This window comes from Stutzerimonas balearica DSM 6083, assembly GCF_000818015.1.
Classification (GTDB): Bacteria; Pseudomonadota; Gammaproteobacteria; order Pseudomonadales; family Pseudomonadaceae; genus Stutzerimonas; species Stutzerimonas balearica.
Genome location: NZ_CP007511.1, coordinates 4240747 through 4257050, shown reverse-complemented (window position 1 = coordinate 4257050; position 16304 = coordinate 4240747). Strand labels below are relative to the sequence as shown.

The 16304-nt window shown below is 65.7% G+C and carries 14 protein-coding genes; 12 read left to right on the top strand and 2 right to left on the bottom strand.

Annotation, left to right across the window (positions count from 1 at the left end):
- Window positions 1-9 precede the first annotated feature (9 nt).
- Both CL52_RS19710 and CL52_RS19705 read right to left on the bottom strand, forming a co-directional pair.
- Entirely contained in the window at window positions 10-1368 is a 1359-nt protein-coding gene (locus CL52_RS19710) for a glutamine synthetase family protein (RefSeq protein WP_041108962.1), read from the bottom strand.
- A 33-nt stretch (window positions 1369-1401) separates the two neighbouring features.
- Complete coding sequence (locus CL52_RS19705) at window positions 1402-2148, bottom strand: gamma-glutamyl-gamma-aminobutyrate hydrolase family protein (protein WP_043222671.1); 747 nt, start codon at window positions 2146-2148, stop codon at window positions 1402-1404.
- 253 nt (window positions 2149-2401) lie between these two features.
- Here CL52_RS19705 and CL52_RS19700 point away from each other — a divergent pair, with 253 nt between their 5' ends.
- From CL52_RS19700 to CL52_RS19645, 12 genes are all read left to right on the top strand, one after another.
- Window positions 2402-3778: a glutamine synthetase family protein gene (locus CL52_RS19700; RefSeq protein WP_041108958.1), complete on the top strand. Its 1377-nt coding sequence runs from the start codon at window positions 2402-2404 to the stop codon at window positions 3776-3778.
- A 96-nt stretch (window positions 3779-3874) separates the two neighbouring features.
- Window positions 3875-4504, top strand: coding sequence for a TetR/AcrR family transcriptional regulator (locus tag CL52_RS19695; protein WP_043223354.1), 630 nt, complete (start codon window positions 3875-3877; stop codon window positions 4502-4504).
- Window positions 4505-4631: 127 nt separating this feature from the next.
- Window positions 4632-5513, top strand: coding sequence for an N-carbamoylputrescine amidase (aguB, locus tag CL52_RS19690; protein ID WP_041108956.1), 882 nt, complete (start codon window positions 4632-4634; stop codon window positions 5511-5513).
- 95 nt (window positions 5514-5608) lie between these two features.
- Entirely contained in the window at window positions 5609-6709 is a 1101-nt protein-coding gene (gene aguA / locus CL52_RS19685) for an agmatine deiminase (RefSeq protein ID WP_043222670.1), read from the top strand.
- 281 nt (window positions 6710-6990) lie between these two features.
- The gene (locus CL52_RS19680) at window positions 6991-7125 is read left to right on the top strand and encodes a hypothetical protein (protein WP_041108952.1); all 135 of its coding nucleotides are present in this window, start codon (window positions 6991-6993) and stop codon (window positions 7123-7125) included.
- Window positions 7126-7139: 14 nt separating this feature from the next.
- Window positions 7140-8333, top strand: coding sequence for a type VI secretion system-associated FHA domain protein TagH (gene tagH / locus CL52_RS19675; protein WP_043222668.1), 1194 nt, complete (start codon window positions 7140-7142; stop codon window positions 8331-8333).
- 5 nt (window positions 8334-8338) lie between these two features.
- A complete protein-coding gene (gene tssJ, locus CL52_RS19670) occupies window positions 8339-8815 on the top strand; it encodes a type VI secretion system lipoprotein TssJ (protein ID WP_043222666.1) in 477 nt (158 codons plus the stop codon).
- 4 nt (window positions 8816-8819) lie between these two features.
- On the top strand, window positions 8820-10151 hold the full coding sequence (tssK, locus tag CL52_RS19665) for a type VI secretion system baseplate subunit TssK (protein ID WP_043222664.1): 1332 nt from the start codon (window positions 8820-8822) through the stop codon (window positions 10149-10151).
- 2 nt (window positions 10152-10153) lie between these two features.
- A complete protein-coding gene (gene icmH / locus CL52_RS19660; RefSeq protein WP_043222662.1) occupies window positions 10154-11020 on the top strand; it encodes a type IVB secretion system protein IcmH/DotU in 867 nt (288 codons plus the stop codon).
- 25 nt (window positions 11021-11045) lie between these two features.
- Window positions 11046-14585, top strand: coding sequence for a type VI secretion system membrane subunit TssM (gene tssM, locus CL52_RS19655; protein WP_043222660.1), 3540 nt, complete (start codon window positions 11046-11048; stop codon window positions 14583-14585).
- Entirely contained in the window at window positions 14585-15316 is a 732-nt protein-coding gene (locus CL52_RS19650; RefSeq protein WP_041108940.1) for a PP2C family protein-serine/threonine phosphatase, read from the top strand. Before tssM ends, CL52_RS19650 begins: the two co-directional genes overlap by 1 nt.
- Window positions 15313-16290 (top strand): serine/threonine-protein kinase, encoded by a 978-nt coding sequence (locus CL52_RS19645; RefSeq protein WP_043222656.1) that lies wholly within the window; start codon window positions 15313-15315, stop codon window positions 16288-16290. The genes CL52_RS19650 and CL52_RS19645 overlap by 4 nt, the downstream gene beginning before the upstream one ends.
- Window positions 16291-16304: the final 14 nt, after the last annotated feature.

Sequence of the window (16304 nt, the reverse complement as noted above, 5' to 3'; positions counted from 1 at the left end):
ATCGTTGTCCTATACCGAGAGCATCAGGAACTCCCGCTCCCAGGAGCTGATCACCCGGTGGTAGTTCTCCTGCTCGGCGCGCTTGACCGCGATGTAACCGGTGATGAACTTCGGGCTCAGGTACTTGCGCAGTTCGCGGCAGTTCTCCATGCGCTCGAGTGCGGTCTCCAGCGTCAGCGGCAGGCGCAGGTTGCGACGCTCGTAGCCGCGGCCGCGGACCTGCGGGCTGGGGTTGAGCTCCTCGACCATGCCGATGAAGCCGCACAACAGGCTGGCGGCAATGGCCAGGTAGGGGTTGGCGTCGGCGCCGGCCAGGCGATTCTCGACACGTCGGTTCTGCGGGTCGGAATCCGGTACGCGCAGGCCCACGGTGCGGTTCTCCTCACCCCATTCGACGTTCACCGGCGCCGAGGTATCGGGCAGGAAACGGCGGAACGAATTGACGTTCGGCGCGAACATCGGCAGCAATTCGGGGATGTACTTCTGCAGCCCGCCGACGTGGTTCAGGAACAGCTGGCTCATCGAGCCGTCCGGGTTGGAGAAGATGTTGCGCCCGGTTTCCAGGTCCACCACGCTCTGGTGCAGATGCATTGCGCTGCCCGGCTCGCCGGTCATCGGCTTGGCCATGAAGGTTGCCGCGACATTGTGCTTGAGCGCCGCCTCGCGCATGGTGCGCTTGAACACGAGGATCTGGTCGGCCAGATGCAGCGCCTCGCCGTGACGGAAGTTGATCTCCATCTGCGCGGTGCCTTCTTCGTGAATCAACGTGTCCAGGTCCAGCCCCTGGGCTTCGCACCAGTCGTACATGTCCTCGAACAGCGGGTCGAACTCGTTGGCCGCATCGATGGAAAAGGACTGCCGGCCGGTTTCCTGGCGCCCGGAGCGGCCGATCGGCGGCTGGAACGGCAGGTCCGGGTCCTCGCAGCGCTTGGTCAGGTAGAACTCCATTTCCGGCGCGACGATGGGCTGCCAGCCCTTGTCGGCGTACATCTTCAACACGCGCTTGAGAATGTTGCGCGGCGACAGCTCAATGGGGTTGCCCATCTTGTCGTAGGTGTCGTGAATGACCTGGGCGGTCGGTTCGATTGCCCAGGGCACGAGAAACACGGCGTTCGGGTCCGGCCGGCAGAACATGTCGATGTCGGCCGGGTCGAGCAGCTCGTAGTAGATCTCGTCCTCGACGTAATCGCCGGTCACGGTCTGCAGCAGCACGCTCTCGGGCAGGCGCATGCCCTTTTCGCCAAGAAACTTGTTGGTCGGCGAGATCTTGCCGCGGGCGATGCCGGTCAGATCGCTGATCAGGCACTCGACTTCGGTGATCTTGCGTTCTTTCAGCCAGCCGGTGAGCTGGTCGAGCTTGATAGTCATGATGACCTCGGTTGATGAAGTTGCGCCGCCGCCTCAGCGCCGCTCGGCGCGTGCTCGACAGGCTTCGGCGAAGCCTTTGAACAGCGCCAGGTAATGCGGGTTCTGCTGCACCTGCCATTCCGGATGCCATTGCACGCCAAGGGCGAAGCTGCGTGCGCCTTCGACGGAAAAGGCCTCGATCAGCCCGTCCGGGGCCAGCGCCTCGATACGCAGGCCGGTGCCCAGCCGCTCCACCCCCTGGCCGTGAACGGAGTTGACCTGAATCTGTGCCGGCAGGCCGAGGCGCTCGAGCAGGCCGCCCGGCTGCACGTGCAGCGGGTGACTCAACCCATACTGTACTTCCAGCGGATCGTCGGGGCGCTCGCGATGGTCTTGATAGGGCCCGGCTTCGTGCACCTTCTGGTGCAGGCTGCCGCCAAAGGCGACGTTCATTTCCTGGAAGCCGCGGCAGATGCCGAAGACCGGAATGCCCGCATCGACCGCCGCGCGGATCAGCGGCAGCGTCAGGCTGTCGCGCGACGGATCGTGATGCGTACCGGCCTCGCTGGCAGGGCCGTTGTAGTGGTGCGGCTCGACGTTCGATGGCGAACCGGTGAACAGGAAGCCGTCGAAACGTTCAAGCAAGGTGGTCTGGTCGATCAGCTCGTCCAGCGCCGGAATGATCAGGGGCATACCGGCGATCGCCGCGGCGCGCAGGTATTTGTCGCCTGCAATATGGAAACCGTGATGACCGAGTTGACGGGTGCAAGCGGAAACGCCGATCAGGGGCATGCGAGGCATCGGAAACTCTTGCTAAAAAGTAGGAAGCGCCGTTGGAGAGTAGTCTTGTTCATTTTTATAGACAATAGCCGGCCAGGCGGCCAGGCGCCTGCTGGGTTGCAAGCGCCGGAAAAGCTGCGCAAACGCCCCATAAACGCCCACGCAGCGCATAAATGGGGCATTACATGGGCGCTATTGACAGCCTATGGCCTTTCGGATTGACTCCTAGCCATGCACCCGGTGATTGAAATTTTTAACAATAAGGTACGCCATCATGCTCCCCCCGCCACGTGCCGTTCAGCTCAACGAAGCTAACGCATTTCTCAAGGAACATCCGGAGGTGCTCTATGTCGACCTCCTGATCACGGACATGAACGGGGTCGTGCGCGGCAAGCGCATCGAGCGCGGCAGCCTGCACAAGGTCTACGAGAAAGGCATCAACCTGCCCGCCTCGCTGTTCGCGCTGGACATCAATGGCATCACCGTCGAAAGCACCGGGCTGGGTATGGACATCGGCGATTCGGATCGCTGCTGTTTCCCCATCCCCAATACCCTGTCGAAGGAACCCTGGCAGAAGCGGCCCACCGCACAGCTGCTGATGTCGATGCACGAACGTGACGGCGAACCGTTCTTCGCCGATCCGCGCGAGGTGCTGCGCCGCGTGGTGGCGCGCTTCGCCGAACTGGAGCTGACCATCTGCGCCGCCTTCGAGATCGAGTTCTACCTGATCGACCAGGAAAACGTGAATGGCCGTCCGCAGCCGCCGCGCTCGCCGATTTCCGGCAAGCGGCCGCACTCGACCCAGGTCTATCTGATCGACGATCTCGACGAGTACGTCGACTGCCTGCAGGACATCCTGGAAGGCGCCAAGGAGCAGGGCATTCCGGCCGACGCAATCGTCAAGGAAAGCGCTCCGGCGCAATTCGAGGTCAACCTGCACCACGTGGCCGACCCGGTGAAGGCCTGCGACTACGCAGTGCTGCTCAAGCGGCTGATCAAGAACATCGCCTACGACCACGAGATGGACACCACCTTCATGGCCAAGCCCTATCCGGGCCAGGCCGGCAACGGCCTGCATGTGCACATCTCGCTGCTGGACAAGCACGGCAACAACATCTTCGCCACCGACAACCCGCTGGAAAGCCAGCCGCTGCGCCACGCGATCGGCGGGCTGCAGGAGACCATGGCCGCCTCGATGGCCTTTCTCTGCCCGAACGTCAATTCCTATCGCCGTTTCGGCGCCCAGTTCTACGTGCCCAACGCGCCATGTTGGGGCCTGGACAACCGCACCGTGGCACTGCGCGTGCCTACCGACAGCGCCGATGCGGTGCGCATCGAGCACCGTGTTGCCGGCTCGGACGCCAACCCCTACCTGATGCTCGCCGCGGTCCTGGCTGGCATCCATCACGGCCTGTCCAACCGCATCGAGCCGGACGACCCGGTGGAGGGCAATTCCTATGAGCAGGTCGAGCAGAGCCTGCCGACGAACCTGCGCGATGCCCTGCGCCAGCTGGATGACAGCGAGATCATGGCTCGCTACATCAGCCCCGACTACATCGACATCTTTGTCGCCTGCAAGGAAAGCGAGCTGGCCGAGTTCGAACATTCGATTTCCGATCTCGAATACAACTGGTACCTGCACACCGTCTGAAGCCGACAGCACGCCATGGCACCGGCGCCTGCCGGTGCCGGTTGCATCGGAGCGGCTGGCTGGCTTCCAATGACGGCCCCGTCCAGCGAGTTCGTCATGGCCCGTCCCGCCACCACCCGCCGCCCCCGCGCCAGCAGCCAGGCGCGCATCGACAGCATTCTTGCCGCCTCGCGCGCACTGCTTGCCGAGCAGGGCGTTGCCGGCCTGTCGATCTACAGCGTCGCCGAACGCGCCGGTTTGCCGCCGTCCTCCGTGTATCACTTCTTCCCCGGCGTCGCGCAACTGCTCGAAGCCTTGATCGGCCAGGTGCATGCGGCGTTTCGCGATTGCCTGGCTCAGCCGATCGAAGGCCCGCTGACGCGCTGGCAGGAGCTTTCGAGGGTGATCGAGTTGCGCATGCTGGCGATCTATGCGCAGGACCCTGCCGCTCGCCAGCTGATCCTCGCGCAGCATGGGCTGGCCGAGGTGACCCGGGCCGACCTGTCCCACGACATCGAACTCGGCAAGGCCATGCGAGTCCTCTTTGAACAGCGGTTCGTGCTGCCCCCGCTGCCGGATGAACCCGATGTGTTCAGCCTGGCGCTGGAGCTGGGCGACCGCGTCTATGCGCGTTCAATCCAGCAGTACGGACGGATTACCGAGCGCATGGCCGAGGAAGGCATGCGGGTATTCGACGCCTATCTCGGGCTTTATCTGCCGCCGTTTCTGCCTGCCGCGCCGAATTAATGCCGATAAATATCGACAAATCTATCTATCACAAGCAGCTGTATCGAGATTGCATGGTTTTCAGGCCGATAAACATCGACTAGAGTGCGCTCATCTCAGCGCCCTTCCGCACCCGCGAGGTATTGCCATGACCCGTAACGTCACAGTCGCCGCCACCCAGATGGCCTGTTCCTGGGATCGCCAGGCGAACATTGCCAACGCCGAAAAGCTGGTGCGCGAGGCCGCCGGCAAGGGCGCGCAGATCATCCTGATCCAGGAGCTGTTCGAAACCCCGTATTTCTGCCAGAAGCCCAACCCGGAGTACCTGCAGCTGGCGACGCCGGTGGAGCAGAACCCGGCGATCCAGCATTTTCAGAAGCTTGCCGCCGAGCTGCAGGTCGTCCTGCCGGTGAGCTTCTTCGAGCTGTCCGGGCGGGCACGTTTCAATTCCATCGCCATCATCGATGCCGACGGCTCGTTGCTGGGCGTCTACCGTAAAAGCCACATTCCGGACGGGCCGGGCTATCACGAGAAGTACTACTTCAACCCCGGCGACACCGGGTTCAAGGTCTGGAACACCCGTTACGCGAAGATCGGCGTCGCCATCTGCTGGGACCAGTGGTTCCCCGAGACGGCGCGCAGCATGGCGCTGATGGGCGCCGAGCTGTTGTTCTACCCGACCGCCATCGGCAGCGAGCCGCACGATCCGAGCATCACCTCGCGCGACCACTGGCAGCGCGTTCAGCAGGGGCATGCCGGGGCCAACCTGATGCCACTGATCGCCAGCAACCGCATCGGTACCGAAGAGCAGGACGGTTACGACATTACCTTCTACGGCTCGTCGTTCATCGCCGATCAGTTCGGCGCCAAGGTCGAGGAAATGGACGAGACCAGCGAAGGGGTGCTGGTGCACAGCTTCGACCTCGACAAGCTCGAGCACATCCGCAGCGCCTGGGGCGTGTTCCGCGACCGCCGGCCGAACCTGTACGGCCCGATCCGGACGCTCGACGGCCAAGCGCCGTCGGCCTGAACGCAGGGGTGGAAAACCGCGCAGCGTTTTCCACCTGGGACGCCACGTGGTGGAAAAGGCCTGCGGCCGTTTTCCACCCCACCAGGACCTCAGCCATGACCACCCTCAGCTCCACGCCTCGCCAAGACGGCTACCACATGCCTGCCGAATGGGCGCCGCACAGCCAGACCTGGATGGTCTGGCCGCAGCGCCCGGACAACTGGCGCGACAACGGCGCGCCGGCACAGGCTGCGTTCGCAGCGGTCGCCAGGGCCATCGCGCAGTTCGAGCCGGTGACCGTCTGCGCCAGCGCCGAGCAGTACCTCGCCGCCCGTGCGGCGCTGGACGACCCGCGCATTCGCGTGGTGGAACTGACCACCGACGACGCCTGGGTGCGTGATACAGGACCTACCTTCGTCATCGACGGCCAGGGCGGCCTGCGTGGCGTCGACTGGACCTTCAACGCCTGGGGCGGTGAAGACGGCGGGCTCTATGCCGACTGGCAGCGCGACGACGAAGTGGCACGCAAGATTCTCGAGATCGAACACTGCGACCGCTATCGCACCGAGGGCTTCGTGCTCGAGGGCGGATCGATTCACGTCGACGGCGAAGGCACGCTGATCACCACCGAGGAATGCCTGCTCAACCGCAACCGCAATCCGCATCTGTCGCGCGAAGAGATCGAGACGGTGCTCACCGAGCATCTGGGTATCGAAAAGGTGATCTGGCTGCCGTGGGGGCTGTACAACGACGAAACCGACGGCCATGTCGACAACTTTTGCTGCTTTGTGCGCCCCGGCGAAGTGTTGCTGGCCTGGACCGACGACCCGGACGACCCGAACTACGAACGCTGTCACGAGGCGCTGCGGCGGCTGGATGCGGCCCGTGACGCACGCGGCCGCGCGTTGAAGGTACATCGCATGCCGATTCCCGGCCCGCTGCACGCCACGGCCGAGGAATGCGCCGGCGTCGTGGCGCTCGATGGCAGCCAACTGCGCGATCCCGCCATCCGCCTGGCCGGCAGCTACGTCAACTTCCTCATCGTCAATGGCGGCATCATCGCGCCGGCCTTCGGCGACCCCTGCGATGGCGAAGCCGAAGCCATCTTGCGCCGGGTCTTTCCCGAGCGTGCGGTGGTGATGGTGCCAGGGCGGGAGATCCTGCTCGGCGGCGGCAATATCCACTGCATCACCCAGCAGCAGCCACGCCCCGCCTGAACGCCGGACGGGCCGCCACGTCACATCGGTGACAGGGAGCGGCCCTTGGCAAGCCGGCGAGCACGGCGAACGGATTGCCCAGCGTCCGCGCTGCGTCCTGACGGCCGTCGGCGGCCATTACCGGTCGCCAACCTGACCTTACTCTCGTTTTTGCACCGCTCAGCGGTTTTTCCGTGAACCTCGTCACCCGGTGCAGTGGCGAACTGAACTCCAATGCGGCGATCGGGTCGCGCCTGGCTGGCGCGCACCTTCTGCACACACGACTTCAAGGAGGAAATCGCGTGCTAGCCCGCTATTGCGCTCTCGTTTCACTCATCGCCACGCTTCTGCTGACCGGCTGCGCCGGCAACTACCGCTTCAACGACGCCGACTACCGGCCACTGGGCGAACCCCAAAGCGCCAAGCGCGCCAGCTGAGCGGGGGAAGTCGCATGGAATTGGTTTTCGAAATGCTCGGTGCCCAGCAGTTCGCGCCGGGCGTGAGCGCGCGCAAGTCGTTCAAACAGGCCGGCGGTTTGATCGGCCGGGCGGAAAATTGCGACTGGGTGATTCCCGACCGCAAGCGCGTGGTGTCCAGCCGGCACGCCGAAGTCAGCTATCGGGATGGCGCCTTTTATCTCACCGACACCAGCAGCAACGGCATACGCCTGAAGGATAGCGGGGCGGCACTGCGCAAGGGCGAGCCACAGCGCATCGAGCACGGTGACATCTATTGCCTGGGTGATTTCGAGATTCAGGCGCGTCTGATCCGCGATCCGGCGCTGTTCGAAAGCGAGGTGGGTCGTCCGCAGCCGGCTGGCAGCATCATTCCCGACGACGCCTTTCTCGACCTTGACCCGATGCTCGCGCTCGAGCAGCAGGAACGCATCTATGCCGAGACCGACGAGCTGACCGCGGTGCTCGCGCCGGTGAGCGCGGCGGCGCTGCAGCCCGACTATGCACAGATCGACGAGGAGAACCTGCAGGTCCCGCGACTGGTCACCGAGCCGGTCGCCGACGCACCGCCCCCGGCAGCCGAGCCGGAGCGGCTGGGGGACGATTTCTGGGCGAGCTTTGCCGAGGCGCTCGGCCTGTGCCTCGATGGGCTCGACGAGCATGCGCGGCAAGCCCTGGCGCTGCGCACGGCGCGCCTGTTCAGGCAGAGTGTCGGCAGCCTGCAGCAGGCCCTGCGCACGCGCAGCGAGCTGAAGAACGAGCTGCGTCTGTCGTTGACCACCGTACAGAGTGCTGGCAACAACCCTCTCAAGCACAGCCCCGACACCGACGCGGCGGTCCAGGCCTTGCTGCTGGCCCCCAAGCCGGGGCAGCTGCCGGCCGAGCAGGCGATCGGCCGCGGCTATCGCGATCTGCAGGCCCATCAGGTCGCCCTGCTGGCCGCCAGCCGGGCCGCGGTCAAGGGCGTATTCGAGCAACTGTCGCCGCAACAGCTGACCCTGCGGTTCGAGCAGGAGCGCAAGCCATTGCTGGCCACCGCCGGCAGTCGCTGGCGCGCCTATCGCCGGTGGCACGAGCGGCTTCAGCGTGACGACGACTGGAGCGAACGCCTGTTCGCCAGGGATTTCGCCCGTACCTACGAGGAACAGGTGCGCCTGATCGCCACCCTCGACACCGACCTTCAAGGATGAACCTCATGACCCGACTCTCCGCTCTGCTGCTCGCTGGCGGGCTGTCGCTGCTTGCCGGCTGCGCAGCGCTTTCGCCTTACTCGGAGCTGACCAAGCTCGATCTCGCATTGGTCGGCAGCGACGAGCTGAACCCCGACCTCAATGGCCGGCCATCACCCATCGTGGTGCGCCTGATCGAGCTCAGGCACCCGGTGACGTTCCAGAACGCGGACTTCTTTTCGCTGTATCAGCGCCCCAGGGAAGTGCTGTCGCCGGACATGGTGGTGCAGGAAGAGCTGGAGCTGCGGCCGGGCGAGCGGCGCGAGCTGAAGCTGCACGTCGGCACGGACAGCCGCTACGTGGGTGTGCTCGCCGCCTATCGCGACCTGCCGGAAACGAACTGGCGGCAGGTCATCGCGCTGAGCCCGAAAGCACGCAACCACAGCCGCCTGGAGCTGGGCGAGCACGGTATTCGTGAACTCGACGAGCCCGGCCAGGAGTGATGCGATGACCATGAACAAGGTGGTCTGGCAGGAAGGCATGCTGCTGCGTCCGCAGCACTTTCAGCAGAACGATCGATACCACGACTTCCAGCTGAAGGCACGCACGCGACAGCTCGGCCTCTACAGCTGGGGCTTCTTCGAGCTGGAGATCGATCGCCAGTTTCTCAACATGGGCAAGCTGGTGCTCAGCCAGGCCCGCGGCATACTGCCGGATGGCAGCCTGTTCGAAATCGGTGCCGAGCGCGAGCCACTGGCACTGGACGTGCCCGCCAACACGAGCAATACGCCGGTCTATCTGGCGCTGCCGCTGGTGACCGCCAATCACATCGAAAGCCGACGGCTCGAACAGAAGGACGTATTGGCCCGCTATGTCGCCCATGATGAAGATGTCGCCGACTCCAATGCCGGCGACACCACGGTCAGCCAGGTCAGCACCGCGCGCCCCGACTTCCGGCTGCTGCTCGGCGAGCAGGACAGCGACCAGGCCTACGTGCGACTGAAACTCTGCGACGTGCTGGACACCACGCCCGACGGCGTGATCAGCCTCGACGCCGACTACATCCCGACCTATATCGACTTCCAGGCATCCGGCTACCTGCTCTCCTGCCTGAAGGAAGTGATCAGCATGCTGGCGCATCGCGGCGACATCCTAGCCGAGCGTATCCGCGCCACCGGCAAGGTCGGCGGTGCCGAGGTCGGCGACTTCATGATGCTGCAGCTGATCAACCGCTACGAGCCGGTGCTGCGGCACTACCTGGGCCTGGAGCGCGTGCATCCCGAACAGATCTACCGCGAGCTGCTCGGCCTGCTCGGCGAGCTGGCGACCTTTTCCAGCGAGACCAAGCGGCCCAGGCTCGATGGCCGTTATCTGCACGGCGACCAGGGCCAGAGCTTTCGCAGGCTGATGGATGCGATTCGCCAGGTGCTATCGATGGTGCTCGAGCAGCATGCCATCGAGATGCTGCTGCAGCAGCGCCAGTACGGCATCCAGGTCTCGCCGCTGCACGACCACAAGCTGCTCGGCAGCGCGTCCTTCGTACTCGCCGCCAGCGCGCAGTGCGACTCCGAAGAGCTGCGCCAACGTCTGCCGGCGCACCTGAAGGTCGGCCCGGTCGAGCGCATCCGCCAGTTGGTCAATCTGCACCTGCCGGGCATTCGTGTCCGCCCGCTACCGGTGGCCCCGCGGCAGATTCCCTTCCATTCGGGCAAAACCTACTTCGCGCTGGAGCTGAGCTCCGAGGAGCTGGCGCAGCTCGAGCGCTCGGGCGGCTTCGCCTTCCACGTGTCCGGAGAATTTTCCGGGCTCGAGCTGAAATTCTGGGCTATCAGGAACTAGCTATGACCACCAGGGACATGGACTACGGTCAGGACGACCGCACCGTCATCCTCGACCGCAACGGGGCAGCACCGGCGCAGAGCCCGCTGACCGACTTCAGCGAACCGCCGCGTTACGAGCAGCTGGAAGAGCGGATGATCTATGCCGCGCGCCTGCGCCCGGCGGAGTCCTTCAATGCCAGCCTCAACCCGCTGGTCGCCGCCGCTTCGGCGTTGCTCTCCGAAGTCGTGCGCCTGAAGCACAGTTTCGAGGCCGAGGACCTGCAGGCGCTGCACCGGCGCCTGTCGGCGGACCTCAAGCTGTTCGAGCATCGGTCGCTGCATGAGGGCGCCGAGAGCAGCCAGGTCATGGCCGCGCGCTACGTGCTCTGCACCGTGCTCGACGAGGCGGTGGTGACCACGCCCTGGGGTAACGAAAGCCAGTGGTCGCAGATGAGCCTGCTGTCGTCGTTTCACAACGAGACCTTTGGCGGTGAGAAGTTCTTCCAGCTGCTCGAGCGGCTCTCGCGTAACCCGGTCAAGCACCTGCCGATGCTCGAGTTGATGTACCTGTGCCTGTCGCTCGGTTTCGAGGGCAAGTACCGCGTGCTGCCGCGCGGCATGCTCGAGCTGGAGGCCGTGCGCGACAGCCTGTACCGGCAGATTCGCCAGTTGCGTGGTGATGTACCGCGCGAGGTATCGCCGCACTGGCAGGGGCTGAAGGACACCCGCCGCCGACTGGTGCGCATCGTGCCCTGGTGGCTGGTTGCGCTGTTCACGCTGGTCTGCCTGGGCGTCATGTACGGCGGCTTTGCCTGGGTGCTCGAACAGCAGCGCACCGCCGTGCTGCAGCCTTACCAGTCGATCGAGTCGGCGCTGCCGCTCGAATGAACGCCGTATACAAGGACGTAACGCCATGAAGGACTTCTTCGGCAAGCTTGCCGTGCTTTTCCGCAAGACCTGGGTCTGGAGCCTCTGCCTGCTGTTGGTGCTGGCCTTGCTGGTGTGGTTTGCCGGCCCGCTGCTGGCGGTGGCCGAGCACCGCATCTGGGCGTCGGCTCCCAGCCGTCTGCTGACCATCGCCACGCTGTGCCTGGGCTGGGGGCTGTTTCTCGTGTTCAGTAGCTGGCGCGCCAGCCGGCAGGCCGCAGCCGACGCGAGTGACGAACAGCTGCAGGAGCGCTTGCGGCGCCAGGGCCTGATCGGCGAAGAGCAGGCCGAGCTGCGCCAGCGCTTCAAAGCCGCGCTGCGCACCCTCAGTACGTCGTCGCTGTATCGCGGACGCAGCGAGAAATGGCGCAACGAACTGCCCTGGTATCTGCTGATCGGTCCGCAGGGCAGCGGCAAGACCAGCCTGCTGGACTTTTCGGGCCTGGAGTTCCCGCTCAACCGCGGCGAGGCCAGCCGCCTGACACGCGATGTGTCCGGAACTCGTTTCGCCGACTGGTACTTCGCCGAGCATGCCGTACTGATCGATACCGCCGGCCGCTACCTGACCCAGCCGGACCCGGCGGTCGATGCCAGTGGCTGGAACGCGCTGCTCGGCCTCTTGCGCCGGCGCCGGACGCGCCCGCTCAACGGCGTGCTGGTCAACCTGCCGGTCGATCAGCTGCAGCAGCTGAGCGAACTGGAGCTCGAGGCGCTGGCGCGGCAGACCCGGCAGCGCCTGCATGAAGCCCGCGAACGTCTGGGCGCCGAGCTGCCGACCTACCTGGTGCTGAGCAAGGCGGACAAGGTGATCGGCTTCGACGAGTTCTTCGACCAGCTGTCGCGCGAAGAAAGCGACCAGGTGCTCGGTGCGACCTTCCGTCGGGAGCAGAACGGTACCGACGCACAGGTGGTCCGCGAAGCATTCGAGGCGTTGCTGCAACGCCTGAGCAGCCAGGTCATCCTGCGCATGCATCAGGAGCGCGACACCCAGCGCCGTGGTCGCATCCTCGACTTTCCGCACCAACTGGGGCAGCTCGGGGAGCGCCTGAGCCTGTTCATCGAGCTGGCCTTCGCCGGCAATCGCTACCAGCGTGCCAGCCACCTGCGCGGGTTTTACCTGACCAGCGCACCGCAGCTGCAGGACTCGCTCGATCCGCTGACCTCGGGAATCGGGCGCCAGCTGGGCCTGGCCAGTGGCGCCTTGCCGGCATTCCGCCAGGGCCGTGCCCGCTTCATCCACCACCTGCTCAGCCGGGTGATCTTCGCCGAGGCGGATCTGGCCTCGCTCGACCAGAAGGAAATTCGCCGCATCGACTGGGGCCAGCGTGCCGTTTATGCCATCGCGCTGGCCTGCCTTGGGCTGTTCGGCATCCTCTGGGCGCAGGGCTTTTCGGCCAACCATGAGCGCCTCGAGCAGTTGCGCGAACTTGCCGAGCGTATCGGGCAGGAAAACCGGGTGCTCGGTCCGACCGACGATGCGCGTCGCACCCTGGCGGCGCTGGACGCCAGCTACGCCGCCACCGAGGTGTTCCCCGCACCGCGCGATGCCGCCTGGTCCGAGCGCAGCGGTCTATATCAGGGCGAGGCGGTCGAACCGGCGGTCGTCCAGGCTTATCGCGCGCAACTGGAGCGACTGTTGCTGCCGCGGGTGACGCGCCAGCTCGAAGGGCAGATCCGCGCCAACCTCGACGATCGTGAGGAGTTGCTCAACAGCCTACGCGCCTACCTGATGCTACGCATCGAGGCACGCCGCGATCCGGCATTCCTCAAGCAGTGGCTGGCGGCCGACTGGTCGCTGCGCTACGCCGGCGATGCGCTGGCGCAAAACGGCCTGAATACTCACTTCTCCCGTCTGCTGGAGCAACCGTTCGCCGCGCCGACGCTGGATGACGACCTGATCGCGAAGGCGCGCCAGACGCTGCGCAGCGAGTCGCTCGCTCAGGTGGTCTACCGCATGCTGCGCGAGCAGGCGCGTGCGTTGCCCGACTATCGCCTCGACCAGCACCTCGGCCCGCAGGGCGCCCTGCTGACCGGGGCCGACTACCGGATTCCCGGTTTCTACACACAGCAGGGCTACCGGCAGTACTACCTCACGCAGGGTGGCGACTTGGTCCGCGAGATCCTGCGCGACAACTGGGTACTCGGCGAGGGCGAGAGCCTGAGCAGCCAGGATCTGGCGCGCCTCATGGTGGAAATGGAGCAGCTGTACTTCCGTGACTACGGCAACCTCTGGGGCGAAGCGCTAGCCCAGCTCGCAGTGATGCCGCTGCCTCAGGGCAGCCAGGGCGCCGCTCAGCTGGCAGGGCTGGCCGGTGCCAATTCGCCGCTGCTGCAATTGCTGGTGCAGATCCGCGACAACACCCGCTTCGCCGGCATAGCCAACGCCGCCGAGCAGGCCGAGGGTGCAGCCGCTGCCGTCGCGTCGGCCGACGGCGAGCTCGGCAAGGCCGCGCGCCTCGCCACGGCGGCTGCCGAGCGGGCCCAGGCAGTGCTGGCCAAGGAGCTGCCGGATACCGCACGCAAGGCGCTGGAGCGCCGCTTCGCCACTCTGCACCAGTTGCTCGACGATGTCGGCGGCCCTGGCGCCGAGCTGGCTCCGGCATTGCAGGCGATCGATGCGCTGCAGCTGCAGCTGGCCGGCCTGGCGCATGCCGGCGCGTCCGATCAGGCGGCGTTCGAATGGGCGCGGGCGCGCATGGGCGGACAGCGCGACGCCATAAACGAGCTGCGCAGCGCGGCCGCCCGCCTGCCACAGCCGCTCGGCAACTGGTTGACCCTGCTCGCCGAGGACAGTTGGATGCTGGTCCTCGATGAGGCGCACCGCTACCTCAACAGCCGCTATCGCAGCGAGCTCTACGCCTTCTACAAGAACTCGCTGTACAAGCGCTATCCGTTCGATGCGCATAGCCAGAGCGAGGTGGCGATCGCCGATTTCCGCGAGTTCTTCAAGGCTCAGGGCGTGGCGGACAGCTTTTTCGAGCGCTACCTCAGGCCCTTCGTCACCGGTCCGGACGGCAACTATCGGCCTCGTCGCCTGGATGGCCGCGGCCTGCCGCTATCCAGCGCGTTTCTGGGCCAGATGAGCCGCGCGCGCACCATTCAACGCAGCTTCTTCGCCGAGAACCCCGGCGAGCCGCTGATCCGCTTCAAGCTCGAACCCTACTCGCTGGATCCGAGTCTGGGCCGCGCCGACTTCCGTTTCGGCGATCAGCAGCTCGAGTACCGTCATGGCCCGATCGTGCAGACCGCCTTCACCTGGCCGGCACCAGCCGATGATGGCCGTACCAGCCTGGTCGTAGAGGAGCTCGGTGGCCGGCGCGTTGGTATCGAGAAGAACACGGGGCCCTGGTCGCTGTTCCGTCTGGTCGATCTGATGGAGGTGGACTATCACAGCGGCCGCGATGTGCTGATGCTCAAGGCCAACCTGGCCGGCCTGCGGGCGAACTATCTGCTGCACAGCCAGCGCTCGCCGAATCCGTTCGACATCGCCCTGCTGCGCGACTTCAAGCTCCCGGCGATGCTGTGATGACCGCGCTGACCGTAACCTGGCGCAGCGCCGGGCGTTCGGAGGCCGGCAAGGTCCGCCCGCGCAACGAGGATGCCTTTCTCGACTGCCCGGAGCGGGGCCTCTGGGTCGTCGCCGATGGCATGGGCGGGCACCATAACGGCGCCCTGGCCAGCCGGCTGGTGGTCGAGCGGCTCGCCGAGCTGCCGGAGAGCGGCGATCTGGACGCGCGCCTACTGGCGGCGCGGCAATGCCTGCATCGCCTCAATCGACAGCTCAGCCAGGCGCTCACGGTTACGGCCGATCGCCCCGAACCGCTGATGGGCAGCACCGTGGTCGCCCTGCTGAGGGAGGACGATCGCGCCGTCTGTCTCTGGGCCGGCGACAGCCGCTGCTATCTCTGGCGGCGTGGCAGGCTCTACCAGCTGTCGCGCGACCATTCGCTGCTGCAACAGTTGCTCGACGGTGGGCAATTGAGCCCGGCTCAGGCGGCCGCCCACCCCGGCGCCCATGCGCTGACCCGTGCGATTGGCGCCAGCGAGCAGTTGCAGCTCGACGTGTTGGAATTCAGGGTCCACCCAGGCGATGCGCTGTTGCTCTGCAGCGATGGCCTCTATGGCAGTCTCTCGCCAGATGCCCTGGGCGCCGCGCTCAGCCTGCCCTCGGCTGCCCTGGCCTTGCGCTGCCTGTTCGATGCGGCGCTGGACGGCCCGGCACGCGACAACCTCAGCGCCGTAGTGGTGCGCCCATGAGCAGCCAGGCCCAGGCCATTCCGGCGAGCGACCAGACCTATTTCGCCTTTGCCCCCTCGGCCGCGGTGATCGCCCCCGTGACAACCTCGGTCGGTCCGCTGCCCGACGTGCTGCATGGCCGTTATCGCATCGAGCGCCTGCTCGGCGTTGGCGGTATGGGCGCGGTGTATCTAGCGCGAGATCTGCTGCGAGAGCAATTCGGCGATCCGGAACCGTGGATTGCGCTGAAGACGTTGTCGGAAGAGTTTTCCGAATATCCCGACGCCCACGCGCTGCTCTACAGCGAGTTTGCGCTCACCGCGCGCCTGCGGCATCGACACATCGTGCGGCTCTTCGGCTTCGAGGTAGACCAGGACAGTCGGCGTGCCTTCATCACGCTCGAAAGGCTGAATGGCCCGACGCTGGATCAGGTGCTCGTCGAGCATCCCACTGGCGTGCCGTGGCCGCTGTTGCGCGAGATCGCCGTACCGCTGCTCGAGGCGCTGCAGTATTCACACACCGCCGGAGCCCTGCATGGAGACATCAAGCCGAGCAACATCATCCTTACCGAGGATGGCCTGCGGCTATTCGACTACGGGCTGGGTCAACCGCTGCATGATCTGCTGCCCGGCCTACCGCGTCTGGCGCGCCACCGCTTCGCCGCCTGGACGCCACGCTATGCCGCGCCGGAGCTCCTCGATGGTCACGAGCTCACCGCGACGGCGGACGTCTTCGCCGTCGGCTGCGTGCTGCACGAGCTTGCCGCCGGCGAGCATCCGTTCCGCCGGCTGAGTGCCAAGCAGGCCAAGGCCCTCGCGCTGGACGCCGCGCTAAAGTGCCCGCCCGGCCTGCCGGCCGCCTGCTGGAAAGCGCTGCGCCAGGCGCTCAGGTTCGAACCCACGGCGCGCCCGGATAGCGTTACCCCTTTGCTCGAGGCCTTTCGCCAACCGCAGCCCAGTCGCTGGAAGCGCTGGCTGGGCCTTCACCATGGATGATCACCGGACAGGAT

Coding starts and splice junctions, on each gene's coding strand:
- CL52_RS19710 (WP_041108962.1), bottom strand. CDS start 1,368: ATGACTATCAAGCTCGACCAGCTCACCGGCTGGCTGAAAGAACGCAAG.
- CL52_RS19705 (WP_043222671.1), bottom strand. CDS start 2,148: ATGCCTCGCATGCCCCTGATCGGCGTTTCCGCTTGCACCCGTCAACTC.
- CL52_RS19700 (WP_041108958.1), top strand. CDS start 2,402: ATGCTCCCCCCGCCACGTGCCGTTCAGCTCAACGAAGCTAACGCATTT.
- CL52_RS19695 (WP_043223354.1), top strand. CDS start 3,875: ATGGCCCGTCCCGCCACCACCCGCCGCCCCCGCGCCAGCAGCCAGGCG.
- aguB (WP_041108956.1), top strand. CDS start 4,632: ATGACCCGTAACGTCACAGTCGCCGCCACCCAGATGGCCTGTTCCTGG.
- aguA (WP_043222670.1), top strand. CDS start 5,609: ATGACCACCCTCAGCTCCACGCCTCGCCAAGACGGCTACCACATGCCT.
- tagH (WP_043222668.1), top strand. CDS start 7,140: ATGGAATTGGTTTTCGAAATGCTCGGTGCCCAGCAGTTCGCGCCGGGC.
- tssJ (WP_043222666.1), top strand. CDS start 8,339: ATGACCCGACTCTCCGCTCTGCTGCTCGCTGGCGGGCTGTCGCTGCTT.
- tssK (WP_043222664.1), top strand. CDS start 8,820: ATGACCATGAACAAGGTGGTCTGGCAGGAAGGCATGCTGCTGCGTCCG.
- icmH (WP_043222662.1), top strand. CDS start 10,154: ATGACCACCAGGGACATGGACTACGGTCAGGACGACCGCACCGTCATC.
- tssM (WP_043222660.1), top strand. CDS start 11,046: ATGAAGGACTTCTTCGGCAAGCTTGCCGTGCTTTTCCGCAAGACCTGG.
- CL52_RS19650 (WP_041108940.1), top strand. CDS start 14,585: ATGACCGCGCTGACCGTAACCTGGCGCAGCGCCGGGCGTTCGGAGGCC.
- CL52_RS19645 (WP_043222656.1), top strand. CDS start 15,313: ATGAGCAGCCAGGCCCAGGCCATTCCGGCGAGCGACCAGACCTATTTC.